Source organism: Variovorax sp. RA8, assembly GCF_901827175.1.
In the GTDB taxonomy this organism is placed as follows: domain Bacteria; phylum Pseudomonadota; class Gammaproteobacteria; order Burkholderiales; family Burkholderiaceae_C; genus Variovorax.
In genome coordinates, this window is the sequence record NZ_LR594662.1 from 6361789 (window position 1) to 6384704 (window position 22916).

Consider the following 22916-nt stretch of genomic DNA (forward strand, 5'->3'; position numbering starts at 1 on the left):
GCGTCCAACGCGCAGCGCTTCGAAGCGCCGGCGGGCTGCGCCTGCGTCCTGCAACAAGAGGCCGCCTGCGCCGTCAAGCCGCCCGCCGCTCATCGACACACTGGCCCGAGGTCGCATCCAACCAAGGAAAGGAGTTGCGAATGCCTGCAGATTCAAGCGCGGCGCGCACGCCGATCGCCATCACGCTGCTTGCAGCCTGCGCGTTTCTCGGATCGTGCGGCGGCAGCAACACGGCGTCCAACGCCCCTTCGCCCGGGGCCGCCAAGGAAGCCAGCACACGAGCCCTGGAGGGAGGTGCCGCGGCGCTGCAGGACAAGCCGCCCATCGAAGCGCTCAATGCCTACCTGGACGGCTTCCATTTCTACAACGGCAGCCCTCACATGCAGATGGAGGCGCACCACTACTGCGCCATCCTCAACGAGGAGCTGATCCAGTGCGTGATCTACGACGGCAACGTCAAGGGTGCGAAGCTCATGGGCGTCGAGTACATCGTCAGCGAACGCCTGTTCAAAACCCTGCCGGAGCAGGAGAAGGCGCTGTGGCACAGCCACGTCCATGAAGTGAAGTCCGGCCAGCTGATCGCGCCGGGCATTCCCGAAGCGGCCGAGCATGCGCTGATGACCAAGCTCGTCGGCACCTACGGAAAGACCTTCCACACCTGGCACACCGACCAGAAGAAGCAGCTGCCCACCGGCATCCCGCAGGTCATGATGGGCTTCACCGCGGACGGCCAGGCGGATGCCGCGATGGTCGCCGAGCGCGACAAGCGCTTCGGCATCGCCAGCGCGGACAAGAAAAGACAGCGGGAGGACATACCGGCGCCGGCCATCGCCGATGGCGCGGACGCGTGGCAGAAGGGACGGACGGTCCAGCTCGCGGACCCGACGGGCACGCAGCACGGCCATCCCGCAGGCGGCAAGTAGCCTGCGTTCGGGCTGGGAAACGCCGCCGGCCGGCAGGAAGAACGTCAGAGGCCCCGCTAGTTCGTGGCGAAGCAGTAGAGCAAGCCGTCCCCACCCGTCCCGCGCAACGCCTGCTGGCTGCACCCGCCGCGCGACTGATGCGAGGAGTTCCATGACGTGGACCAGGGGTCCGTCGTAGGGCCCGAGCGGTCGTGATGGCCCACGATCGCGACGCCCTCAGTGCCGCTGCGCGTCCAGTTCCCGCAGGTCATGTCGGTGTCGTTCGGCGAAAAGGCAGTGCCGTCCGTACGCGAGCCGGTCAGGATGTCGTGGCGGGTCGGCGTATCGCCGCGCCCTTCGACGAGTTGGCCCTTCTCGTTGAGCGCCGTCTGCTTCGTGATGTTGTTGGCCGCGTGCAGTTGCTCCACATCGCGCGCGATCAGCTCGCCCTTCGCGTTGAACCACGGGCCCTTGCCGATCCGGTCGCGCGCATTGACCGTGGGCACGCCGTCCTTGGCCTGCGTGCTCAGGTACGCACGCCATGTCTTGCTGCCCGCACCAGCCGCCGCCGCGAGCGATTGGCAGTGCCGGTCGGCCCCGGCCAGCCCACCCAGGTCGGCCCCCTTGCCGGCGCCGACGCTGCTCACGAAGAAGCTCATGCCCCCGCTCCCTGAGCCGCCGGACTTCATCGCCGTGCATGCCACGACGGCCAGGGGCAGGCAGATCAGCGCGGCCCGCAGGGGCCGGGAAAGACGTCTTGCCATGGTTGCGCTCCTTGTCGAAGGTTGTTGTTCGCGCACACCGATGGTGGGCGCCCCGGTTCAAGGTGGGCGGATTATGGGAGCCGCACGCCGGAATGACCACTAGGGTCAGCGCGGAGAAGCGGCGCCTTCAGCTGCGCGTGACCTCGACGCTGTACAGCCCCCAGGGGCACAGGGCGAAGCGTTCCTTGAGCGGCTTGTCCTTGAACGCGGGCAGCGTGTCGGCCTCGTAGACCGCCCACAACGGCCCCAGGCCGCCGAGCGCGAGCGGGGCGCCATCCATCTCGGTGGCCACGATCATCCGGTAGCTGCGCGCATCGGCCATGCGCACGGGCACGACATAGCCGTCCACGGCGCGCAGCGCCAGCATCGCGTCGGCGGGCACGCCCGCGGCTTCCATCACGCTGGTCAGCAAGGGGCCGGCGAGCGCGTGGACCTTGGCGTCGTACTCGAGCGTCGGCTTGATCCGCACGACCGGCAGGCGGTGCAAGGCCTCTGCGTCGAACACATAGGCCTTGTCGAACTTGACGCCGTGCTTCGCCATCAACTGGTCGAGCGCCGGATCGAGGGGGCCGCGGCTGGTCTTGCCGACCGCGCCGCTGACGGTCAGGAGGCCGGGGCCCTTCGGGGTCTTGTCTGCCGCCGATGCGTGGAGGGAAGGGAACGATGCGGCCAGCGCCGCCGTGCCGAGGAAGTGTCGTTTTTTCATCGGGCGATTGTGGGGGGAGGCGCCATCGCAGGGAAGCACGAAGTTCGTGCCCTGCAGGACCGCTGCGGGGAGAGATGCGCCAGCATCCTTCGAGTGTGTCTTTTCACAAGTGGGCAGGCGCCGTACAGTGGGCTGCGCGGAGTAAAGTCCGGCTCCCCGAGCAACAACCCAAAGGGCTACCAGATGATGCAAGACCCCGTGCGTACCGGCATTCCAGGGCTGGACGAGGTGCTTCTAGGCGGCGTCCAGCGCAACAACAACATCCTGGTCGAAGGTGCGCCGGGTGCCGGGAAAACAACCCTTGGCCTGGCTTTCATCCATGCGGGCGCAGCGCTATACGACGAACCCGGCGTGATCGTCTCTTTCGAGCTCGACGCCGAGAAGCTGTTGCGAGACGCCAGGGGGTTCAGCTGGGATCTGCAGCGTCTCATCGATGAGCGCAAGGTCAAGATCATCCAGACCTCGCCGGCCGTGCTGCTCAATGAATTCCGTTCGTCGGAAGGCGCATTCACCGCCGAGCTGGCGGCCATCGGCGCGCGCAGGCTGATGATCGATGGCTTGACGCCGCTGCGGCTGTACGCCGAGGCCAACGACAAGCCGTTTCGCGAGGATGTCCACCTGCTCATCGACGGACTCACCCGGCTCGGTGTCACGACGCTTGTCACCGCGGAGCGCGCGGACACGAAGGTGGAGGCCCATGCGCACGAGCGCTTCATCTTCGACACCATCATTTCGCTGACGCGCACCGAGGTGCGCCGGCGGGTCCATAGGACGCTGTCGGTGGTCAAGTCGCGCGGCCAGGATTTCATCAGCGGAAGCCACGCGATGCGCATCGAATCCGGCGGTGGCATCCTGGTGTATCGGCGTGCCCAGTCGCGCCCCAAGGTCGACGAGGACCAGCCCACGTCGAGCAAACGCGTGTCCGCGGGCTGCGCCGCGCTGGACCTGATCATGGACGGGGGGCTCTACGAGGGCTCGATCACGATGGTCACCGGCATCTCCGGCACCGGCAAGACGGTTCTGGGCGTCCAGTTCCTGACGTCGGCGATTCTGGCCGGGCGGCGGGCGCTGCTGGTGACGCTGGATGAGCATCCACGCCAGCTGATCCGCAACGCGGCGAGCCTGGGCTTCGACCTCGAAGGCCTGATGCGTCAAGGCTCGCTCTTCATCCACTATGAATCGCCCCTGGAGCTGGAGCTCGACGTGCACTTCGACCGGGTGGCGAAGCTGGTGGAGAAGGAAGGCATCGACTGCATCGTTTTCGATTCGGTGGCCGTGTACGAGATGGCGAGCACCGACCAGGCTTCCGACTTTCTCTATGCGCTGGCGGATTTCGTCAAGGGACGGCTTGCGACGGCGTTCTTCAACTACGAGAGTCCCGAGCTCCTGGGCGTCTCGCAGATCAGCGAGGAGCTCAAGGGATCGCACCTGGTCGACAACATCATCCTGCTGAGCTACGTGGAGATCTCCACGCGCCTGCGCCGCGCGATCGCGGTACCGAAGGTGCGCGGGAGCAAGAACATCCAGACGACCCGCGAGTACGTGATCGGCGCAGGCGGCATTTCCTTGCTCGATGAATCGGCGGTCGAGGGGGACGACACGACACCCGTGCCGCAATTGCCGTTCTCCTCCTACTACGGGCTCCTGGCGCGCTCACCGTCGCGCAAGAGCCCGGTGATCGAGGACGCCGTCGCGCACGGCAAGGCGCTGCCTGACTCGCCGGAACTCCCCCCCGAGACGGCCCGGTGAACGACAGCGCCGACTCCGACGGCCGTCCGACGGGGTTGGACTGGGAAGGCTGGCGTCATGCGCTGGCACGCTTCGCTGCGGCAACCGAACTCTGCGTCTGCGCCTACGACCACGACCTTGCAAGACAGGCAGGGCCCCTGGCCTCCTCCAAGGTTGCACGGCTTCTGGTGAACTCAGGCGTGTGGAACGCGGACCGCCCCGGGGACAGGATTGAAAGAGACCTCGCCGCGCGGGTCATTGAAACTGGCGTCGCCGCGCACGCCAGCGTATGCGACGAGCTGCGCTTGCGGGCAGTCCCGCTGTCGATGGGTGGCCAGGTGCGTGGAGCGATCGTCTACGGATGGGCGTTCGCCACATTCGGAACGCCGCTGGGATGCGAGCGCATCGGCCGCCAACTCGGCGTCGACGGTACGCGCCTTTGGGCGCAGGCGCGCCTTGAATCGCCGGTCACCGAGGGGCGCATGACCGTCTACACCGAGCTGCTCGAGACGATGATCGAATCGACGGTTCGCCATGCGGAGGCCGTCGAGCACCTCCAGGAGCTCAGTCGATTGCGCGAGGTGTTTCTTGCCAGCGTGTCGCACGAGCTTCGAACGCCGTTGTCCGTGCTCGGAACGCGAATCGAGCTCTTGCTGCGTGGTGCGCTCGCCGATCCGGAGGCCATCAGGGCCTCTCTGGTCAACATGAAGCACCACGTGAAGACCGAGGCGCGGCTGGTCGAGGACCTGATCGAGGCGGCGCGAACGCGCACCGGCCAGTTGCGCATCGATATGCAGCTGACATCGCTTCGCGACATCCTCAAGGCAGCGGTGTCTGCGGTGGTGCCGCATGCCGAGGCCAAGCAGATTGACATCGCAATTCCGGACCTGGATGAAGCCGGCCAGTTGCCGATCATCGCCGACGCGGATCGTCTGCAGCAGGTGTTCTGGAATCTTCTTTCCAACGCCGTCAAGTTCACCCCGGCGTCGGGGCACATTGCGATTCAGCTGCGTCGCGACACCCAGATGTATGCACTCTCGGTGACCGACACGGGCAGCGGCATTGAAGAAGCGCTGCTCCCGCATGTTTTCAAACCATTCACGAAGCAGCTGAAGGCGAATGCGCTGGGGCTGGGACTCGGCCTGTCCATCGCCCGCCACATTGTCGAACGCCACGGCGGAACCATCCGGGTGGAAAGCGCCGGACGCGACGCCGGAGCGGCGTTCCATGTCACGCTGCCCGTGGCTTCACCGCCCGCGCAGCTGCTTGCTCCTCGGCAAGAGGTCTGAACTGCAAATCCTTACAACAGTCGTCATGCCTTGATGACGATGGAGATCGAGCCTCGCACCACGATAAGGGATAGAGGAGGATTCTTTCCGCTTGCTGCCCGATGGCGCATCCAGGAGTCGCATCATGACCAAGGAAAATCGTCCTTCCGCCGATACGAACCCGGACGCTTCGACGGCGGCGCCGAGCGCCCCTCGTGTGGTGGACGTGCTCAACGAGTTGCTCGAGACCACGCGGGAGGCAGAGTTTGGCTTCCAGGCCTGTGCAGACGAGGCAGCGGCGGCGAGGCTTCAGGAGGTGTTCTATCACCGAGCCGAGCAGTGCCAGCAGGCAGCCGACGAGCTGGTCCGGTTGATCTGGCGCTTTGGAGGCTCGCCCGCCGAGGGGGACGCAGCCAGCGGAGCCTTGCACCGTGGCTGGGTCCACATCAAGGGCGCCGTGGGCGCGGACACCGACCTGTCGATGCTCGAGGAATGCGAACGAAGGGAGGATGCGGCAGTGGCGCGTTACCGCGAGGCACTGGCGCAGAACCTACCCCCCGAGGTGCGCAGTTTCGTGGAACGCCAGGCGCAGTGCGCTCAGCGCAACCACGACCAGATCGGTGACTTGCGCAGTGAAGCGAGCTCCCGCGGCTGACGCGGCTGGCGCGCGAGACTTGCAGTAAGTACTCCCGGGCCGGCGCACCCATCGCCATTGCTGCAGTCCATGCAGCCGGTTTCAGAAGCGCTCGGGCAGCCCCATCGCCGGATCGCTCACCGAGTGCCGGCCGGTCTCGACCCGCCCGGCGAAGCGGCGGTAGAAGGCGGTGTCGGCATCGCAGGTCACCACGAAGTCATACCAGTTGCCGGTGGCGTCCAGGCTCCAGCGCATGGTGGCGTCGTCGCCGCCCTTGACCCGCACGCTCCACGGGCCGCGGGGCTTGTTGCCGCGGTCATCGTGGTCGTCGTGGTCGTGGTCCCGGTCGTGGCGGCCGTGATCGTCATGGTCGTCGCGTCCATCTTTGCCGCCGGCCCCACGGCCGTCGAGGCGCGGGTAGGCCAGGTTGTGCTGGACGGTGAACCGGCAATCGCGCCGGCCGCCGTTGCGCATCTGCAGGTAGATGTCGCCCTTGCGCGCGTCGTAGCCTGTGCGGATCTCGGGAAGCGCTGCGCCCGCGGCGCGCAACCGGTTCAAGTCGCCCTTGAAGTGACGGTGGAAGCCGTTCGGCCCGAGCACCCACAGGTCGTACAGGCCGGCGTCGTCGATCGCGGCCGCCCAGTCGCCACTGAGCTGCTTGCCCGGCTCGACCATGTAGCGGCGCGGCACGCGATCTGCCAGGTGCAGCTTGTCGTAGACGTGGAACACGGCGGCGGCGCGGCCGCTGTTGGCGAAAGCCAGCTGGACGCGGCCGTTGGCGGAATCGACGCGCGCGGTGGTGTGCAGCTCGTAGGGCAGGGCGCGCGAGGGACGCACGCCGGTGGCCTGCACCGGCAGCGCGAGATCGGCCGGCGGCACGATCTTCGGCAGCGCCTGCTGGGCTGCCGTCAGCGCATCGACCTCGGCCTTGGTCCTGCGGCCGGCCAGCGTGGGCAGCGGCTCGTCGTTGGGGCGCTCGAAGTTGAAGGCGCTGGTCAGGTCGCCGCAGACGGCGCGGCGATAGGCGCTGATCTGCGGTTCGGCCACGCCGAAGCACTTCTCCAGGAACAGCAGCGTCGAGGTGTGGTCGCAGACCTGGGAGTTGACCCAGCCGCCGCGGCTCCACGGCGAGACCACCCACAGCGGCACGCGCGGACCCGGGCCGTAGGGCCGGCCATCCTTGGCCGGCTGGCTCGTGGTCGCGGGCGTGTAGTTGTGATACTCCACCGCGACGTCTTCGTCCTTCATCGTGGTGCCGCCGGCCAGCGTGCCGTCGGCATTGCGCGAGGGCACCGAAGGCGTCGGCACGTGGTCGAAGAAGCCGTCGTTCTCGTCGAAGTTGATCAAGAGGACGGTCTTGCTCCAGACCTCGGGGTTGGCGGTCAGCGCGTCCAGCACCTGCTGCACGTACCAGCCGCCCTTGGCCGGGCTCGACGGTCCGGGGTGCTCGCTGTAGGCCGAGGGCGCGATGATCCACGACACCGCAGGCAGCTTGCCGTTCTGGATGTCCTCGCGGAAGGTCTCCAGGAAGCCGTAGGGCATCGTGTTGTGGAAGCCCTTGGCGAGCGGGCTGAGCGCGTCGTCGACCACCGGGTCGTAGAAGGGGCCGGCGGCGGTGACCGGCTGCGTGATGTCCGTGGCCGGCACATAGACCGGACGGCGCGCCGGCGGCATCTGCTCGATCTGGGCGCGCCAGTGGCGAAAGCCCATCATCTCGTTGCAGCCGAAGTTGTCGATCAGGCTCTGGTAGACCTTCCACTTCACGCCGGCTTTCTCGAGCCGGTCGGCATAGGTGGTCCAGGTCCAGCCCTGCGTGGAAGCGCCGATGTCGTTGCCGCCGTTGAACTGGTTGTTCAGCGCCGCGACCTGCACCTTGCTGCCGTCGATGGGGCTGATGCCGTTCGGGCCGTTGGTGCCGCTCCAGTAGAACAACCGGTTGGCGATGGTGCCCGTGTGCATGCCGCAGTGGTAGTGGTCGCACAGCGTGAAGGCGTCGGCCAGCGCGCGCTGGAACGGCACTTCGGCCGTTTCGTAGTAGCCCATCGACAGCTGGTTCTTGGCGTCCGGCCACTTGTACATGCGGCCGTGGTCCCAGGCGGCCTGCGAATCGGACCAGGCGTGCGGCGTGCTGCCGGCGCGCTGCGCGTTGCCCTTGCTCTCGTCGAGGTGGTAGGGCACGAAGGTGCTCGCCGGCGTGGTCTTCGTGTAGGTCTGATAGAAGGCGTTCCTGCCGTTCGGCGTCGGGATCGCGAAGCGGTCGCCGAAGCCGCGCACGCCCTTGAAGGTGCCGAAGTAGCTGTCGAAGGAACGGTTCTCCTGCATCAGCAGCACCACGTGCTTGACGTCCTTCACGGTGCCGGTGTCGTGGTGCGCGGGAATGGCCAGCGCGCGGCGGATGCTGGGAGGGAAGGCGGCCAGCGTGGCGGCGGCGATGCCGGTGGTGGCGGTGCTCTGGATGAATTTGCGGCGGGAGTTGGCGGTCATATCGTTGGCGTGGGTTGCTCGCACTGGGGAGGCCCCGAGGCTAGGCAACAGCAATGTCACGACGATGACGCCGTGCGCGCTCCTTCTGCGCGCGGCATCGACGCCAGGGCCCGGCCGCTACCAGGGCCACGATCCTGCCGAGGCCGCGAGCGAAACGCCCGTCACGGCCAGCAGCAGGGCGGTGATCGTCCGCAGCGCGCGCTCCGACACCGGCAGCGGGTGCCGCACGCACCACCGGGTCACGGCATAGACGACGGGCAGGGCCATGCCCGACAGCAGCAGCGAGCGCATGGAGAAGTGGCCGGCGCCCGCGACGAGCACCAGGCGGAAGGCGTTGTTGGCCGAGAACATCAGCGTCAGGCAGCGGCGCACGAAGTTGGGCTCGAAGGGCTGGCGGTACAAGTGGAAGACGATCGGCGGCCCGGAGGTCGCGAACAGCCCGCCGAGCACCCCGGAGAGCAGGCCCGCCGCCGCGAAGGCCGCCGGCGGCGAGGGCTGCGCAAGCTGGCGATTGCGCAGAAGCAGCGCCAGGGCGCTGAGCACCACGACGACACCCAGCAACAGCCTCAGGAACTGCTGCGCGTTCGCGCTCAGCCACGCGAGCAGCCCGATGCCGATGACCACCCCGGCGAGGCTCGCCGGCATTGCGTGGCGCAAGGGGCGCCATGGAAGCTCGCCGCCATGGCTGCGAAAGAAAGCCGTCGCATTGACGAGCGCGAGCACCATGGTGGCGTTGACGGCCTCGGCCAGCGGCACGACGTGCAGAAGCTCGACCAGGCCCAGCAGCACCAGGCCCATGGCGAAGCCGGTGAGGTTCTGCACGAAGGTGGCGGCTGCCACGCAGCCGAGGAACAGGAAGGCCGTTTCGAGAGGGATCAAGAGGCTGTCGGGCCGCGGGCAGGGAGCGGCACCGAAGGCCAATTCTGCAGCACCTCGGCCATGGAGCAGCGGCGCGATGGTGGCGTCGGCGGCGGCCGCGCGCCGTCGAACACCGGGGCCGCCGCCGGCACCCGGCCAGCATCCCAAGGCATGAAGACCCCGCGCGCCTGCATGTGCGGATGCGCCATGGCCTCGGCGAGGGAGAGCACGGGGGTCACGCAGGCATCGCTGGCGGCGAAGTGGGCGGCCCACTCCTCGCGCGTGCGGCTGCCGAAGGCTTCCTCGAAGCGGCGCCGTATCTCGGGCCAATGTGCCGCCTCCTGCCGATCCGGCAACTGCCCGGCCAGGCCGAGCCGCTGCACCAGCTCGTCGTAGAACTGCGGCTCGAGCGCGCCCACGGCGACGAATCGGCCATCGCGGGTGCGATAGGTGTCGTACCAGGGGACGCCGCCGTCGAGTGCGTTGCTGGCGCGCCGATCGGTCCACTGCCCCATCAGCATCCGGCTGAAGATCATGGCCATGAGCACGGCGCTGCCGTCGACCATGGCGGCGTCGACCACCTGGCCACGCCCGCAGGCGCGCGCCTGCCAGGCGGCGGCGAGCACGCCGATGGCGAGGAAGGCGCCACCACCGCCGAAGTCGCCGACGAGGTTGAGCGGCGGCACCGGCTTGTCGGCAGTGCCGATCGCATGCAGCGCGCCCGAGAGCGCGATGTAGTTGATGTCGTGGCCGGCCTGCTGCGCCAGGGGACCGGTCTGGCCCCATCCTGTCATGCGGCCATAGACCAGGCGCGGGTTGCGGGCCATGCATTCCTGCGGGCCGAGCCCCAGGCGCTCCATCACTCCCGGGCGCAGTCCTTCGAGCAGGATGTCGGCGCGCTCGACGAGCTGCAGCGCGGCCTCGCGGCCTTCGGCCGACTTGAGGTCCAGCTCGACAAGCGTGCGGCCGCGGCGCACCGCGCCGAGCGTGTCGCGCTCGGCGGCGCTGCCGGGACGCTCGACGCGGACCACGCTGGCGCCGAGGTCCGCCAGCACCATGCCGCACCAGGGCACGGGGCCGATCGCGGCGAATTCGAGAATGCGAAGGCCGGAAAGAACAGCCGTCATGAGGGGTCTCCTTGCGCGGGGCTCGCGCCGGGCGCAGGCATGGCCGGGCCCGGGGCACGCACGAGCATGTCCAGGAAGATGCGGGCACAGCCCGGGAGTGCATCGATGTCGCGGTACAGCACCCGGCGCTCCCGAAAGGCCCAGGGGTCGGACAGCCGGACCAGGTTCAGCCGCATGCTGCGGGCGAGCCGGCTCGCCGCCGATTCGGGAACGATTCCGACGCCGACGCCGGCTTCGATCATGCGGCACATCGCCTCGAAGCTGCTCATCATCACGCGCACGTTCAGGGTCTGGTTGAGCTGGCTGACCGTCTGCGTCAGGAACAGGTCGAGCGTGCTGCCCTGCAGGCCGATGTGCGGGAACTCCAGCGTTTCCTCGAAGCGCATCTCGCTGCGGCCGCTCAAGGGGTGGACGAAGGGCGTCGCCAGCACGAGCCGGTCGGTGCTGAAGCACTGCGACTGCAGCGTCGACTCGGGTGCCGGGCCCGCGATGATGCCGATATCGGCGGAACCGTCGAGAATGCCGCGCACCACCTCGCGCGTGTTGCGCTCCTGCAGGTCGACGGTGACGCCGGGCCGCTCGCCCATGAACCGGGCCAGCACATCCGGCAGCACCTCGGTGATGGTGGTGGTATTGGCGAACATGCGGATATGGCCGGTGGCGCCATCCGAATGGACCGAGAAATCGCTCTTCACATGCTCGATCTGGCGAAGGATCACGCGCGCATGGCGCAGGAGCGTCTCCCCCGCCGAGGTGAGCGTCAGGCCTCGCGGGTCCCGGTAGAACAGGCGGCTGCGCAGCTGGCTTTCCAGCGACTTGAGACGCGAGCTCGCGGCCGCGGGCGAGAGCGCTGCGCGCTGCGCGCCGCGCGTGAGGTTGCCGAGCTCCGCGATGTGGACGAACAGGCGCAGGTCCGCGATGTCGAAATGCACGCGCACCGGCTCATCGGCGAAGGGCGCGCTGCGCCTGGCGGCATCGCCCGCTTCGCCGTCACCGGGCACGATTGGAGCTGGCATGGGCACCTCCGTCACCGAGGCCGAGGGCAGCAGCATATGTGGCACGTCAGGCAGGGCGGAACCCGTCGAAGCCGGTGATCTCGCGACCCTGGATGAGCGACAGGATGCCGGGCGTGCCGTCGGGGATCGCCAGCGTGCGCACGTCGCGCGCCATCTGCTCGAGCCCCAGCTCACGGCTCAGGCCCATGCCGCCATGGATGCGCATCGCGAGCTGGATGGCACGATCGCAGGCGTCCACCGCATAGCGCTTGGCCATGGCCGACAGTCCGTTCGCGCGCTCGCCCCGGTCGAGCGCGGCAAGCGCGTTGTAGCAGGCCAGGCGGCTCGTGACCACGGCCGTCTCGATCTCGGCGAGGTCGTGCTGGATCAGCTGGTAGGCGCCGATTGCCTTGCCGAACTGCTTGCGCACGCCCGCGTACTCGCGCGCCAGCTCGAAGGCGCGCTGGGCCAGGTGCACCGCCATCAACCCGACCGTGGGCCGGTTCGCCAGCCAGGTGATGGTCAGCAGCTTGGCCGTGTCGCCGTTGTCGGGGCACACGTTGGCCTGCGGCACCCGGCAGCCGTCGAAGAGCACCTCGCCCAACGGCGACTGGCGCAAGCCCAGCATGTCGACCTCGTTGGCCTCGAAGGGCGACTCGGCGCGGTCGACGAGGACGCGCGCCATGCGGTAGCCCGAGCCCTCGGGAATGCGGCAGGTCACGTTCATCACGTCGCATACCGTGGCGTTGGAAATCCACTGCTTGCGCCCGTTGAGGACCACGTGGTTGCCGTCGGGAGTCGCCGTCGTCTTGATGCCGCGCGGGTCCGAGCCGACGTCGGGTTCGGTGCTGCCGGTGCAGGCGATGCGGCGCCCGGCCATCAGGTCGGGCACGAAGCGCTCGCGCTGCTCGGGACTGCCGCCGAAATGGATGCGCGTCGTCGTGGCTTCGTGCGGCTGGACGATCAGCATCACCGTCGGCGGCAGCTGCTCGACGAGCAGGCCGTAGTCCAGCAGGCCCATGCCCGCACCGCCATCCTTCTCGGGAATGCGTGCCGAGGTCAGGCCGAGGTCGGCCGCCTTCTCGAGCAGCATGAGCACCGCGGACTTGGGCAGCGCCTTGTCCCGGTGGTGCGAAGCCAGCAGCGGCTCGACGAATTTCTCGTTCAGGCGTCGGGCCGCCTCGACCATCATCCGCTGGTCATCGTTCAGTGCGAAGTCCATGCTGTGTTCCTTCCTTTCTCAGCCTGCGCGGGAGCCCACCTCGACCACCACGCGCCCGACGGTGGAGACGTTGAAGAAGCTGTCCATGGTTTTGTCGAGGTCTTCGAACGGGATGGGTCTCGCGATTTGCGGCAGGTGCGCTGGCTTGAGATCGGTGGCCATTCGCTGCCAGAGGCGCTGCCGCTCGGGCATCTGCAGTTGGCGCGAGACGTTGATGCCGAGGATGTCGACCGAGCGCAGCACGAAGGGCAGCACGGTCGTGTGCAACTCGACACCGACCATGCCGGCCACGGCGATCTTCCCGTGCGGCCGCATCTGCGCCATCAGCCGGTCGAGCATGCCGCCGCCCACGTTGTCGAGCGCGCCGGCGAAGGGGGCGCCGCTCGCCATGGCCGACTTGTCGGCGAGCAGCTCGTCACGCGGCATGACGCGCGCCGCGCCGATCGACTTCAGGAAGTCCTCCTGCTCGCGCTTGCCGGAGATCGCGACGACTTCGAAGCCGCGCCGCGCGAACATGTCGACCGCCAGGCTGCCGACACCGCCCGTGGCGCCGGTCACGGCGACAGGCCCGGCGTCGGGCGTGAGGCCCGCCTTTTCCAGCCGGTCCACCGCCAGCGCGGCGGTCAGGCCCGAGGTGCCCAAGGCCATGGCCTCGTAGAGCGAGAGTCCTTTCGGCAGGGGAACGATCCAGTCGCCCGGAACCCGCGTGTACTCGGCGTATCCGCCATCCTGCTCGGTGCCGAGCTTGTAGTTGGTCACTGCGACCTGGTCGCCTTCGCGAAAGCGCGAGTCCTCGGAAGACACGACCACCCCGGACATGTCGACGCCGGTGACGCAGGGGCGGTCGGTGCGCACGTTGCGCCCGACGCCGCGGGCGGCCATCGCATCCTTGTAGGTGATGGCCGAGAAGGCCGTGCGAATGAGCACCGGACCGGGGTCCAGGTCGTCCAGCGTCAACTGCTCGAATCGGCAAACCGGCTTGCCATCGATGGTGTGGACGCGAAAGGCTTTGAATCTGTTCATGGTCAGGAGCTCAGAGGCTGATCGTTGAGGTGGTGGTTGTGGCGGTGGCGGGGCGTGTCGGTCCGGTCGCGCCGGGCTGCGCTTGCGGATCGCAGGAGACGACACCCTCCGCCACGAGGGCGTCGATCGCGGCATCGTCCAGGCCGGCGAGCTCGCGCAGCAGGGCGCGCGTGTCCTGGCCGATGCGGTGGCCGGACCAGCGGATCCTTCCCGGCGTGAGGGACATCTTCGGAACGACACCCGCCAGGGTGACCTCGCCCAGGTCGTCGTCGGGCGTCGGCACCAGCATGCCGCGGCTGCGGAAGTGCTGGTCCTTGAAGATGTCGGCCATGGTGAAGATCCGGCTCGCCGGTACATCGTCCGCATCCAGCGCAGCCTGGAGCGCATCGAGGTCGTGCGCGGAGGTCCATTCGCCGATGAGCGCTTCCAGTTCGGCCTCGTTGCGGTTGCGCGCGGCCTGGGTGGCGAAGCGGGGATCGGAGCCGAACTCGGGGCGCCCCATCACGCGCGCCAGTCGCCGGAAGATGCCGTCGGCGAGCGCCGCGATGTGGATGTGCTGGCCGTCGCGCGTCGGGAACAGGGTGTTCGGCGCACTGTTCGGCAGGCGGGGGCCAGAGCGCATGCCGCTCTTGCCGGTCTTCTCGAAGGCGGGGACATAGGCCTCCATGAAGCTGAAGGCCGATTCGATCAGCGCCGCGTCGATGCACTGCCCCTGGCCGCTCTTCTCGCGGTGCAGGATCGCCATGGTCGTGCCCATGGCGGCATAGAGCCCGGCGATGTAGTCGGTCAGGGGAATGGCGACCCGCGAGGGCGGACGATCGGGGTCGCCGATCATCTGGCGCAGCCCGCTCATCGCTTCGCCAATGACGCCGTAGCCCGGCTTGTTGCGGTAGGGGCCCGTTTGCCCGTAGCCGCTGACCCGCGTCATGACGAGGTCGGGACGGAGCTTGCGCAGGTCCTCGTAGCCGAGCTCCCATTTCTCCAGTGTGCCCGGGCGGAAGTTCTCGACCACGATGTCGAACCTCGGGATCATGGCCCTGACCACGTCGCGCCCTTTCGGGTTGCGCAGGTCGAAGCAGGCGATCCTCTTGTTGCGGCAGATCGTCGCCGCATACAGCGACTTGCCATCCACCGTTTCGCCGAGCTGGCGAATGGGATCGCCTTCGGCCGATTCGATCTTCACCACCTCCGCGCCGAAGTCGGCCAGCAGCCGGGTGCAGAAGGGGCCGGCCGCGGTGGACCCCAGTTCGAGAACGCGGTAGCCAGTGAGCGGCCCCTGGCTCGCGGCGCCTTCGCTCGCATCGTGGTCTGTCATTGCTTTCGTCTGTGCCTCATGAATCGGTGAATGCATTCTTTGCAGCCGCACGCCCTCTTGTGAATCTGTATGTTTGAAACGCCGCGTTCGGCTGCATCGAATGCGTGAACCTGGCTCCCGCCCCAGAGCACGCGGCCTCGGCGCGTGCGCCGGCGGCCTTGTCAGCTCATTCGATGGCGAGCTTGCGCGACTTGATGAGCGCGGCCCACCGTGCCGATTCCTCGTCGATCGACTTGGCGAAGGCCGCGGAGCTATTGCCCACCGGAACCATGCCCAGGGCCCGCAGCTTGTGTTGCAGGGCAGGCCGCTCCAGCACCGTCGCGGTGTCGCGCTGGATCTTCGCGACGACCTCGCCCGGCGTGCCTGCCGGCGCTGCGAGGCCGAACCATCCGTTGTTGACGAAGCTGGGCAGGCCGCTCTCGGCGGTCGTCGGCACGTTGGGCAGCAGCGGGGATCGCTCCCTGCTGGTGACCGCCAGCGCACGCAGGCGCCCGTCGTTCACCAGGCTCGCCGCGGCACCGATCATCCCGACCACCAACTGCGTCTGGCCCGCCATCAGGTCCGCGAAGGCGGGCGCCTCTCCCTTGTAGGGCACGTGGACAAGCTCGACTCCCGCAGCCGAGGCGAAGCCCTCGCCCGCCATGTGAAGCTGGCTGCCTGGGCCCGCCGAGCCGAAGTTCACCACGCCCGGCTTTTCCTTGGCCCTGTGGATCAGCGCCTTGAGGTCCCTGGCGTCGGAGTTCGCGGGAACGACCACCACCATCGGCGTGCTCGCCACGTTGGTGATCGGCACGAAGTCCTTGTGCACGTCGAAGGGCACCTTGCGATAGAGATGCGGATTGACCGTGAACACGCTGCCGGAGATGAGCAGCAGCGTGTGCCCGTCCGCCGGCGCCTTCGACGCCAGCGCGGTGCCGATGTTGCCGCCCGCGCCCGCGCGGTTGTCGATCACCACCGGCTGCCCCCACAGCTCGGACAGGGCCTGGCCCAGCGTGCGGCCGACGATGTCGGTGGTGCCGCCGGCGGCAAAGGGCACGACCAGCGTGATGGTCTTGGTGGGCCATGCACCTGCGGCATGGCCGTGCGGCGAGAGCGCGGCGAGCGACAGGGCGGCGGCCATGCGGCAGATGTTCCTGCGGGTGGTCCTGGCTTCGATCACGGGGTTTGTCTCCTGGTTGTGTTCACTGAGCTGATGCATGCCAACTGCCCCGACGAAGATCGTCGGCGGTGCCGGATCACGGATGCCTATGCCGCGCGCAGGCCTCCCCGGTGCGGGGGCTCCACGTGGCCCAGCACGCGCGAGGCCTCGGCGGCTGCGCGCATGACGCTTGGAATGGCCGCTTCGACGATGTCGGGCGACATGCGGTACTCCGGCATCGCCACGCCGAGCGCCGCCACCACCTGACCCGAGTGGTCGCGGATCGGCGCCGCAACGCCGCCCATCTCGGGATGGTTCTCCGCCTGCGTGACGGCGTAGCCGTTCTCGCGCACGTCCGCCAGCAGCCTGCGCAGCTCGGCGGTGTCGATCACCGTGCGAGGTGTGCGGCGCTCCAGGGCGCCCGAAAGCGCGCGCTCCGCGTCGGCCGGGTTGAACGCAAGGATCGCCCGCCCCGTCGCCGTGCACCACGCGGGGCTCAACTGGCCGAGCCGCGTCTGCACGCCGATCGACTTCGGACTTTCGAGCTTGGCGACGTACACCACGCCTCCGGAGGAATCGAGCACGGAGAGGTGCACCGTCTCTCCCGACTCCGCCCGCAGGTCGGCGAGGATGGGACGGGTGAGCTCAACCAGGTCGAGCCGCCGCAGCGCGCTCGCGCCGACGCGCCAGGCCTTCAGCGTCAGCGCGTATCTGCCGCTTTCCGCGTCGTGCATTGCATAGCCGGTGTTGACCAGCGTGGACACCATGCGGTGCACGGTGCCCTTCGGCTTGCCCGTCAAGGCCACGATCTCGCGAAGCGACATCTCGCCTGCGGCCTGGCCCAGCACCTCGAGCACTTCGAGGGTGCCGGCAGCGGCGGCGATGATCTGGTTGCGTGTAAGGTCTGTCATTTGGTCTGCACTGCGGAACGCTTTGATTCGCGTGCGATTGACCTTACTATGCCTCTCCGCGCAGCGTCAATCAGGCAGAACAGCAGGTCGCGCACTCACACAGCAGTCTGCATTGCAGAACGCCGGGCCGCCCGCCTTGCGTTCCATGCAACCGAAGGGCGCGTTCGCAATTTCGAGATGGATGCAGCCACGTCCCGCGTCCTAGCATGGGCTTGACCGGGACCACAAGACACATATCGGAGACGCCATGCACAAGAGATCGCTTTTCATTCGGGCCGCGCTTGCCGGCCTGCTGGGCCTGGCAGGCCTTTCGCACGCGCAGACCTTCCAGGACAAGCCCATCACCCTGGTGGTCGGCTATTCCGCCGGCGGGTCGGTCGACACGTTTGCGCGCGCATTGGCCAAGGGCCTCGCGCAGAGGCTGAACCAGTCCGTGCTCGTCGAGAACAAGGCCGGTGCCAGCGAGATGGTCGCGGCGCAGTTCGTCGCCAAATCCAGGCCCGATGGCTACACGCTCCTGGTCTCCACCGAAGCGCCCATCACGCAGAACCAGTTTCTCTACAAGAGCCTCAGCTACAACCCCGAGTCGGACCTCACGCCCGTGAGCATCATGATCCGCGTCCCGATGGCGCTGGCCCTCAGCCCGACATTTCCGGCGAAGTCCTTCAGCCAGTTCCTGAAGGACGTGAAGAGCCGCAAGGCCGACTCGGTGAAGTTCGCCTCGTCAGGCATCGGGGGCATCACGCACCTGCCCGTCGCCATGCTCGCGACGAAGGAGAAGTTCGAGTGGGTGCATGTGCCTTACAAGGGCTTCCCGCCCATTGCGCCGGACCTGATCGCGGGGCGCGTGGACGCCACCGTGACGGCCGTCACCACCGTGCTGCCGTATCACAACGACGGGCGCCTGAGGATCGTCGCGGTGGGCGCCGAGTCGCGCATCAAGGGATTGCCCGACGTCCCGACCTTCAAGGAACTGGGTCACGAGGATCTGAAGGCGCAGTACGTGATCATGCTCAGTGCGCCCGGCGGCCTTCCGAAGGAAGTTGCGCAAGCCTTGGCGGCATCGGTGAAAGCGATCGTGAGCGAGAAGGACTTCCAGGAGAAGCACATGGATCCGTTCGCGCTCATGCCGATCGGGTCGACACCCGAGGAAGCGTTGGCCTATGTCGTCAACGACCGGCCGATCCAAGCGAAGCGGATCAAGATCTCCGGAGCGTCGCTGGAATGATGCGCGCTTGTTGAACACGTAGTCCGGCGGCTCGACCGGCTGCGGCTCGGCGCGCTCTAGGTGCTTCTTGCACTCTTGGCGGCGGCGCGATTCAGCGCATCGAGCAGCGCCGCCGTCAACCGGCCCTTCGGGTTCCCGACGCGCTCGGCCAGCCCGATGGTCCGCGACAGCGGCGGCCGCCCGAGCGGCACGGCCTTGACGCGATGCAGCCGAAGGAAACTCGTGTGGCTCACGGGGATGATCGACACGCCCAGGCCGTGGGCCACCATCAGGGCGATTGCCTCCAGCGAATCCAGCTCCATCGTCTCGCGCAGGACGATTCGCCGCTTGGCCAGCGCCTCCTCGATCACGTGGCTGACCCAGAAGTGGCGATTGAACCGGATGTACGGATACGCCTTGAGCAACGCCTCGTCCGTGCGGCCCTTCGCTTCCCGCGGCGCGATCACGAGGATGGGCTCGCGCGCAAAAGGCTCCCACCGCACGCTGGGCAATTGCGCGCGCGGCTCGCTGATGATCGCCGCATCGATCTCGCCATGCCGCAGCATCTCCGCGAAGGAGGGCGACAGCCCGTGGTGCACCCTGATCTGCAGCCCCGGATGGAGCGTGCGCAGCGACAGCAACGCCTTCGGGATCACGCTGGTCAGCGCAGTGGGAATGGAGCCGAGTACGAGGCTGCCGGTGAGGTCGTCCGCTTCGCGAACCGCATCGCCGATCTGGTCGTAGAGCACCAGCACCTCGCGCGCCTTGGCAAGCAGCGCTAAGCCTTCGTTGGTGAGCCGCGCCGGCTTGCGTGTGCGATCGAACAGGCTGATGCCCCATTCGGCCTCGAGGCTTGCAATCTGCGCGCTCACGGCCGGCAGGCTGATGAAGCGCGCGTCTGCACCGGCGCTCAGGCTGCCGCGCTCGGCCACGGCGACGAAGGTCTTCAGTTCACGGATGCCCATGAGCACCGCACCCTCTATGTTCCAAATAAGTGAACATCTTCTTTGAAAAATGCGTTCTTGTCTAACTTTAGAACTCGTAGATTTGCCTGTCGGCACAACACATGGAGCAAACGAGATGCGCCTCAAAGGCAAAGTAGCAGTGGTCACGGGAGCGGGCAGCGGCATGGGCCGCGCGATCTCGCTGGCCTTCGTGCGTCAGGGCGCGAAGGTGGTCGTCGCGGACATCAACCTGGAAGGCGCGTCCCAGACGGCGGCCCTGATCGAAGCCGAGGGCGGCGAGGCGATCGCGGTCAAGGTCGACGTGACGCGCAAGGCCGAGACCCTGCAGATGGCGGATGCGGCGCTCGCCCGCTTCGGCCGCATCGATGTGCTGGTGAACAACGCCGGCTCGCGCTGCCTGAAGGGCTTTCTCGAACACACCGAGGACGACTGGCACCGCATGATCGACATCAACCTGACCGGCCACTTCTTCTGCGCGCAGGCGGTCATTCCCAGCATGCTGAAGACGGGCAAGGGAAAGATCATCAACCTCGCATCGATTGCGGCGCACACCGGGCGGCCCGACCGCGTCGCCTACTGCGCGGCGAAGGCCGGCGTCATGGGGCTGACGCGCGCGCTGGCGATGGACATGCGCGGCAAGAACATCTGCGTCACCGCGATCTCGCCCGGCTCGATCGCGACGCCGATGAACGAGGCCGCCGCGACCAGCACGGAGGTGGCATGGGGCAAGGAGACCGTGGTCGGCCGCTGGGGCACCGCCGACGACATCGCGCATGCGGCGGTGTTCCTGGCCTCCGACGAGTCGGACTACATCACCGGCTCGGAGATCGCGGTCGAAGGCGGCTGGCTCATCGGCCGCGCCCGCGACGGCGAGATCTAGCCGTGCCCACGACAGAACGCATCGGCCTGGCGCGCATCGAGCGCATCGAGGTGCACCGGCTTCGCGTGCCGCTCGCTCGCCCCTACCGCCTGGCGTTCGGCGACCTCACCGCATTCGATACGCTGCTGGTCGAACTGACCGACGCCGACGGCGCGACCGGCTTCGGCGAGGCGACGCTGCTCAACGGCTACACCGACGAGAGCGTGGACGGCGCCTGGGCGCTGGCGCAGCAGCTTGCCGATGAGCTGGCCGGATGCACGCACCGTGCGTTCCGCACCCGCGTGGACGCGATCGCGCAGCGGGCGCCCTTCACGGCGACCGCCTTCGGCACCGCCCTGGACATGCTGGGGCGCAGCGAATGGCTCGCGCTGTCCGAGCCCGCGCGGGTGCCGCTGCTCGCGCTGCTCAATGCCGACGACGAAACGACGACTGCGGACGAGTTCGAGACGCTGCTCGACCAAGGCTATCGCACGGTCAAGGTCAAGGTCGGGCTCGCCGGCTCGGACGACCTTGCGCGCATCCGCCGGATCCAGGCGGTGGTCGCAGGGCGCGCGCGCATCCGGATCGATGCCAACCAGGCGTTCTCAGGGCCGCAGGCCGCGGCGTTCCTGGCGGCGCTCGATCCGCAGGACATCGAGCTTTTCGAGCAACCCTGCCGCGCGGACGACTGGGACGCGCACGCGCTGGCCGTGCGCGCGGCACGCGTGCCGATGATGCTCGACGAATCGATCTATGCGCTTCCCGACATCGAGCGTGCCGCGGCCGAGGGGCTCGCGACCTACGTGAAGGTCAAGCTCGTGAAGTTCGCCGGCCTCGAGCGGCTGGCCGGCGCCATCGAGCGCATCCGCGCACTGGGCATGCGCCCGGTGCTCGGCAACGGCGTGGCCTGCGATCCGGGCTGCTGGATGGAGGCCTGTGTGGCGGCCAGGCACATCGACAACGCCGGCGAGATGAACGGCTACCTGAAGGTGCGCCGGCCGCTTCTCGCGAACCCGCCGCGAATGGACCGGGGCGACATGCTCATCAATGCGGGCGAGCCGCCGGTGCTCGATCGCGATGCGCTGGCCGCCCAGCGCGTGGGGCTGCACGTGGCGCGACGCGCGATGCATGCCGGTGCAAGTATCAACAACACGACGAGGCAACCATGAAAAAGACTTTGACGATGCTGTGCGCAGCGATCGCGTCAGCTGCGCTTCTGCTGCCGTCGGCGCAGGCGCAGTCGACGTACCCGGCCAAGCCGGTCGACGTGATCGTGCCCTGGGGTGCGGGCGGCGGCGCCGACGTGATGGCGCGCATCCTTGCCAAGTGGCTCGAGGCCGATCTCAAGGTACCCTTCCCCGTGGTGAACTTGCCCGGCGCGTCCGGGATGATCGGCCTCTCCCGCATGGTCAGCCAGCCCGCCGACGGCCAGGCGATCGCCATCCTCACGGGCGACAGCCTGATGATGGCCGCGACCCCCAACCCGAGCTTCAAGCTGCAGGACTCGACGGCGCTGGCGGTGTTGCTGCGCCAGCCCTCGGGCATCTTCGCGCCCAGGAACAGCCGCTTCAAGAGCTGGGGCGACGTGGTGAAGGAGTTGCAGGTCAACTCGGGCAGGGTGACGCTGGGCATCACCGGCCCCAACACCGCCGACGACCTGACCGCGCGCTACCTCGCGACGAAGAAGGTCGCGCTCACGGGCATCCCGTATACCAAGCCTGGCGAACGGTACTCGGCCGTGCTTGGCGGCCACGTCGATCTGCTCTACGAGCAAGCCGGCGACGTGCGCAACTTCATCGATTCGGGCGACCTGAAGCCGCTCATCTTCTTCGCGTCCAAGCGCCTGCCCCCGCCCTTCGCCGACGTGCCGGTGTCGGCGGAGTTCGGCTACGAAGTGCTGCTGCCGCAGGTGCGCGCGGTGTTGATCAAGAACGGGACGGACGCGCAGCGCATGAAGGTGCTGGCCGATTCGATCGAGCGCTTCGTGAAGAGCGCCGACTACAAGCACTTCGTCGATCAGCAGCTCGCGCTGCCGGACAGCTACATGGCGAGCGGGCAGGCGCAACCCTTCCTCAATTCGGAACTCGAAGCCCTTCGCAAGCTGCTCGCGGCGTACGGGGACAAATAGCGCACCCGACACAGGCACTACAGGCCGACCTCGCAGTCGCCAAGCCGACGGGCGACGTGAGCGCCAGCAACCCGGCGCGCAAACCACGGTTGACGGTGTTGCTGACGTTGATCAGCTCAAGGCACCTGAGGCCGGCTGCTGAAATGCAATCTTCCGGGGCGGGCAGCTGCGACTGTCAGCCCCGCGTGCCCCTGGTCCGGGCCGCCGGGCTGGCCGGCGAACGTGGCGTTCCGCGCCGCGCGACCGGCGCGGCGAATGCGGCGCGCTTCAAGGCCGTGCGCTCGAACTGCCGCGCGATGTTGCCGCACACCAGGTCGCACAGTTCGTAGACGGCCGGATCGGCGATGCGGTAGTAGGCACTGTTTCCGCGGGTTTCCCGCGACACCAGGCCGTGCTGCGTCAACAGGGCGAGGTGCCTTGAGACATTGGCGGAGCTGTAGCCGCACAGCTGTGCCAGCTCGCCCACATTGCGCTCCTGCTGGCGCAGCAAATTGAGGATCTGCAGCCGCGTCGGCTCGGCCAGCGCCTGGAAATACGCCGCCACCTGCACCAACGCCTCATCGGAAAGTCCTTCCATTCCTGGGCACGCCTGATGTTGATCTGGCGCAATCATGCCTCAGCAGTCCGATCCCATACTGGTTCTGGCGAAATCATTTACGTGCCTACTTGACTATTTAACTAC

At 67.8% G+C, this 22916-nt stretch carries 21 protein-coding genes; 8 read left to right on the top strand and 13 right to left on the bottom strand.

Features of this window, described 5'->3' with window-relative positions; genetic code table 11:
* The first annotated feature begins 140 nt into the window (after nucleotides 1–140).
* Nucleotides 141–923 (top strand): OBAP family protein, encoded by a 783-nt coding sequence (locus E5P3_RS30300; protein ID WP_162589344.1) that lies wholly within the window; start codon nucleotides 141–143, stop codon nucleotides 921–923.
* Between the two features lie 56 nt (nucleotides 924–979).
* On the opposite strand, the gene E5P3_RS30305 is transcribed toward E5P3_RS30300, so the two are convergent.
* Nucleotides 980–1666: a hypothetical protein gene (locus E5P3_RS30305; RefSeq protein WP_162589345.1), complete on the bottom strand. Its 687-nt coding sequence runs from the start codon at nucleotides 1664–1666 to the stop codon at nucleotides 980–982.
* Nucleotides 1667–1793: 127 nt separating this feature from the next.
* Nucleotides 1794–2372: a molybdopterin-dependent oxidoreductase gene (locus E5P3_RS30310; protein WP_162589346.1), complete on the bottom strand. Its 579-nt coding sequence runs from the start codon at nucleotides 2370–2372 to the stop codon at nucleotides 1794–1796.
* 183 nt (nucleotides 2373–2555) lie between these two features.
* Between E5P3_RS30310 and E5P3_RS30315 the strand changes: the two genes are divergently transcribed.
* The 3 genes from E5P3_RS30315 to E5P3_RS30325 all read left to right on the top strand — a co-directional run bounded on the left by E5P3_RS30315 (nucleotide 2556) and on the right by E5P3_RS30325 (nucleotide 6023).
* Nucleotides 2556–4121 (top strand): ATPase domain-containing protein, encoded by a 1566-nt coding sequence (locus E5P3_RS30315; protein ID WP_162589347.1) that lies wholly within the window; start codon nucleotides 2556–2558, stop codon nucleotides 4119–4121.
* Nucleotides 4118–5389, top strand: a complete 1272-nt coding sequence (locus E5P3_RS30320; RefSeq protein WP_162589348.1) for a sensor histidine kinase — start codon at nucleotides 4118–4120, stop codon at nucleotides 5387–5389. Before E5P3_RS30315 ends, E5P3_RS30320 begins: the two co-directional genes overlap by 4 nt.
* A 124-nt stretch (nucleotides 5390–5513) precedes the next feature.
* Nucleotides 5514–6023, top strand: coding sequence for a ferritin-like domain-containing protein (locus tag E5P3_RS30325; protein ID WP_162589349.1), 510 nt, complete (start codon nucleotides 5514–5516; stop codon nucleotides 6021–6023).
* Nucleotides 6024–6104: 81 nt separating this feature from the next.
* Here E5P3_RS30325 and E5P3_RS30330 read toward each other — a convergent pair whose 3' ends face one another.
* The 9 genes from E5P3_RS30330 to E5P3_RS30370 form a co-directional block, all read right to left on the bottom strand.
* Nucleotides 6105–8486: a phosphocholine-specific phospholipase C gene (locus E5P3_RS30330; RefSeq protein WP_162589350.1), complete on the bottom strand. Its 2382-nt coding sequence runs from the start codon at nucleotides 8484–8486 to the stop codon at nucleotides 6105–6107.
* A gap of 117 nt (nucleotides 8487–8603) precedes the next feature.
* Nucleotides 8604–9365 carry a TSUP family transporter gene (locus tag E5P3_RS30335; protein WP_162589351.1) on the bottom strand — a complete coding sequence of 254 codons (762 nt, stop codon included), beginning with the start codon at nucleotides 9363–9365 and terminating at the stop codon, nucleotides 8604–8606.
* Nucleotides 9362–10471 carry a CaiB/BaiF CoA transferase family protein gene (locus E5P3_RS30340; RefSeq protein ID WP_162589352.1) on the bottom strand — a complete coding sequence of 370 codons (1110 nt, stop codon included), beginning with the start codon at nucleotides 10469–10471 and terminating at the stop codon, nucleotides 9362–9364. The genes E5P3_RS30335 and E5P3_RS30340 overlap by 4 nt, the downstream gene beginning before the upstream one ends.
* Nucleotides 10468–11487: a LysR family transcriptional regulator gene (locus tag E5P3_RS30345; RefSeq protein ID WP_332107400.1), complete on the bottom strand. Its 1020-nt coding sequence runs from the start codon at nucleotides 11485–11487 to the stop codon at nucleotides 10468–10470. Before E5P3_RS30345 ends, E5P3_RS30340 begins: the two co-directional genes overlap by 4 nt.
* 46 nt (nucleotides 11488–11533) lie before the next feature.
* Complete coding sequence (locus E5P3_RS30350) at nucleotides 11534–12688, bottom strand: acyl-CoA dehydrogenase family protein (RefSeq protein ID WP_162589353.1); 1155 nt, start codon at nucleotides 12686–12688, stop codon at nucleotides 11534–11536.
* Between the two features lie 18 nt (nucleotides 12689–12706).
* Nucleotides 12707–13711, bottom strand: a complete 1005-nt coding sequence (locus E5P3_RS30355; RefSeq protein WP_162589354.1) for an acrylyl-CoA reductase family protein — start codon at nucleotides 13709–13711, stop codon at nucleotides 12707–12709.
* 10 nt (nucleotides 13712–13721) lie between these two features.
* Nucleotides 13722–15026: a CaiB/BaiF CoA transferase family protein gene (locus E5P3_RS30360; RefSeq protein WP_162589355.1), complete on the bottom strand. Its 1305-nt coding sequence runs from the start codon at nucleotides 15024–15026 to the stop codon at nucleotides 13722–13724.
* A 166-nt stretch (nucleotides 15027–15192) separates the two neighbouring features.
* Nucleotides 15193–16185 carry a Bug family tripartite tricarboxylate transporter substrate binding protein gene (locus E5P3_RS30365; protein WP_232073391.1) on the bottom strand — a complete coding sequence of 331 codons (993 nt, stop codon included), beginning with the start codon at nucleotides 16183–16185 and terminating at the stop codon, nucleotides 15193–15195.
* Nucleotides 16186–16271: 86 nt separating this feature from the next.
* Complete coding sequence (locus tag E5P3_RS30370) at nucleotides 16272–17075, bottom strand: IclR family transcriptional regulator (RefSeq protein WP_162589356.1); 804 nt, start codon at nucleotides 17073–17075, stop codon at nucleotides 16272–16274.
* Nucleotides 17076–17322: 247 nt separating this feature from the next.
* Here E5P3_RS30370 and E5P3_RS30375 point away from each other — a divergent pair, with 247 nt between their 5' ends.
* A complete protein-coding gene (locus E5P3_RS30375; protein WP_162589357.1) occupies nucleotides 17323–18303 on the top strand; it encodes a Bug family tripartite tricarboxylate transporter substrate binding protein in 981 nt (326 codons plus the stop codon).
* Between the two features lie 56 nt (nucleotides 18304–18359).
* Here the strand turns inward: E5P3_RS30375 and E5P3_RS30380 are convergent, their stop codons facing one another.
* The gene (locus tag E5P3_RS30380; protein ID WP_162589358.1) at nucleotides 18360–19247 is read right to left on the bottom strand and encodes a LysR family transcriptional regulator; all 888 of its coding nucleotides are present in this window, start codon (nucleotides 19245–19247) and stop codon (nucleotides 18360–18362) included.
* Nucleotides 19248–19362: 115 nt separating this feature from the next.
* Between E5P3_RS30380 and E5P3_RS30385 the strand changes: the two genes are divergently transcribed.
* From E5P3_RS30385 to E5P3_RS30395, 3 genes are read left to right on the top strand one after another with little or no spacing between them, the layout of a single operon-like run.
* Nucleotides 19363–20127, top strand: a complete 765-nt coding sequence (locus E5P3_RS30385) for an SDR family NAD(P)-dependent oxidoreductase (RefSeq protein ID WP_162589359.1) — start codon at nucleotides 19363–19365, stop codon at nucleotides 20125–20127.
* 2 nt (nucleotides 20128–20129) lie between these two features.
* Complete coding sequence (locus tag E5P3_RS30390) at nucleotides 20130–21275, top strand: mandelate racemase/muconate lactonizing enzyme family protein (RefSeq protein ID WP_162589360.1); 1146 nt, start codon at nucleotides 20130–20132, stop codon at nucleotides 21273–21275.
* Nucleotides 21272–22234, top strand: coding sequence for a tripartite tricarboxylate transporter substrate binding protein (locus tag E5P3_RS30395; protein WP_162589361.1), 963 nt, complete (start codon nucleotides 21272–21274; stop codon nucleotides 22232–22234). The genes E5P3_RS30390 and E5P3_RS30395 overlap by 4 nt, the downstream gene beginning before the upstream one ends.
* A gap of 175 nt (nucleotides 22235–22409) precedes the next feature.
* Here the strand turns inward: E5P3_RS30395 and E5P3_RS30400 are convergent, their stop codons facing one another.
* Nucleotides 22410–22811, bottom strand: a complete 402-nt coding sequence (locus E5P3_RS30400) for an ArsR/SmtB family transcription factor (RefSeq protein ID WP_162589362.1) — start codon at nucleotides 22809–22811, stop codon at nucleotides 22410–22412.
* Nucleotides 22812–22916 lie beyond the last annotated feature (105 nt).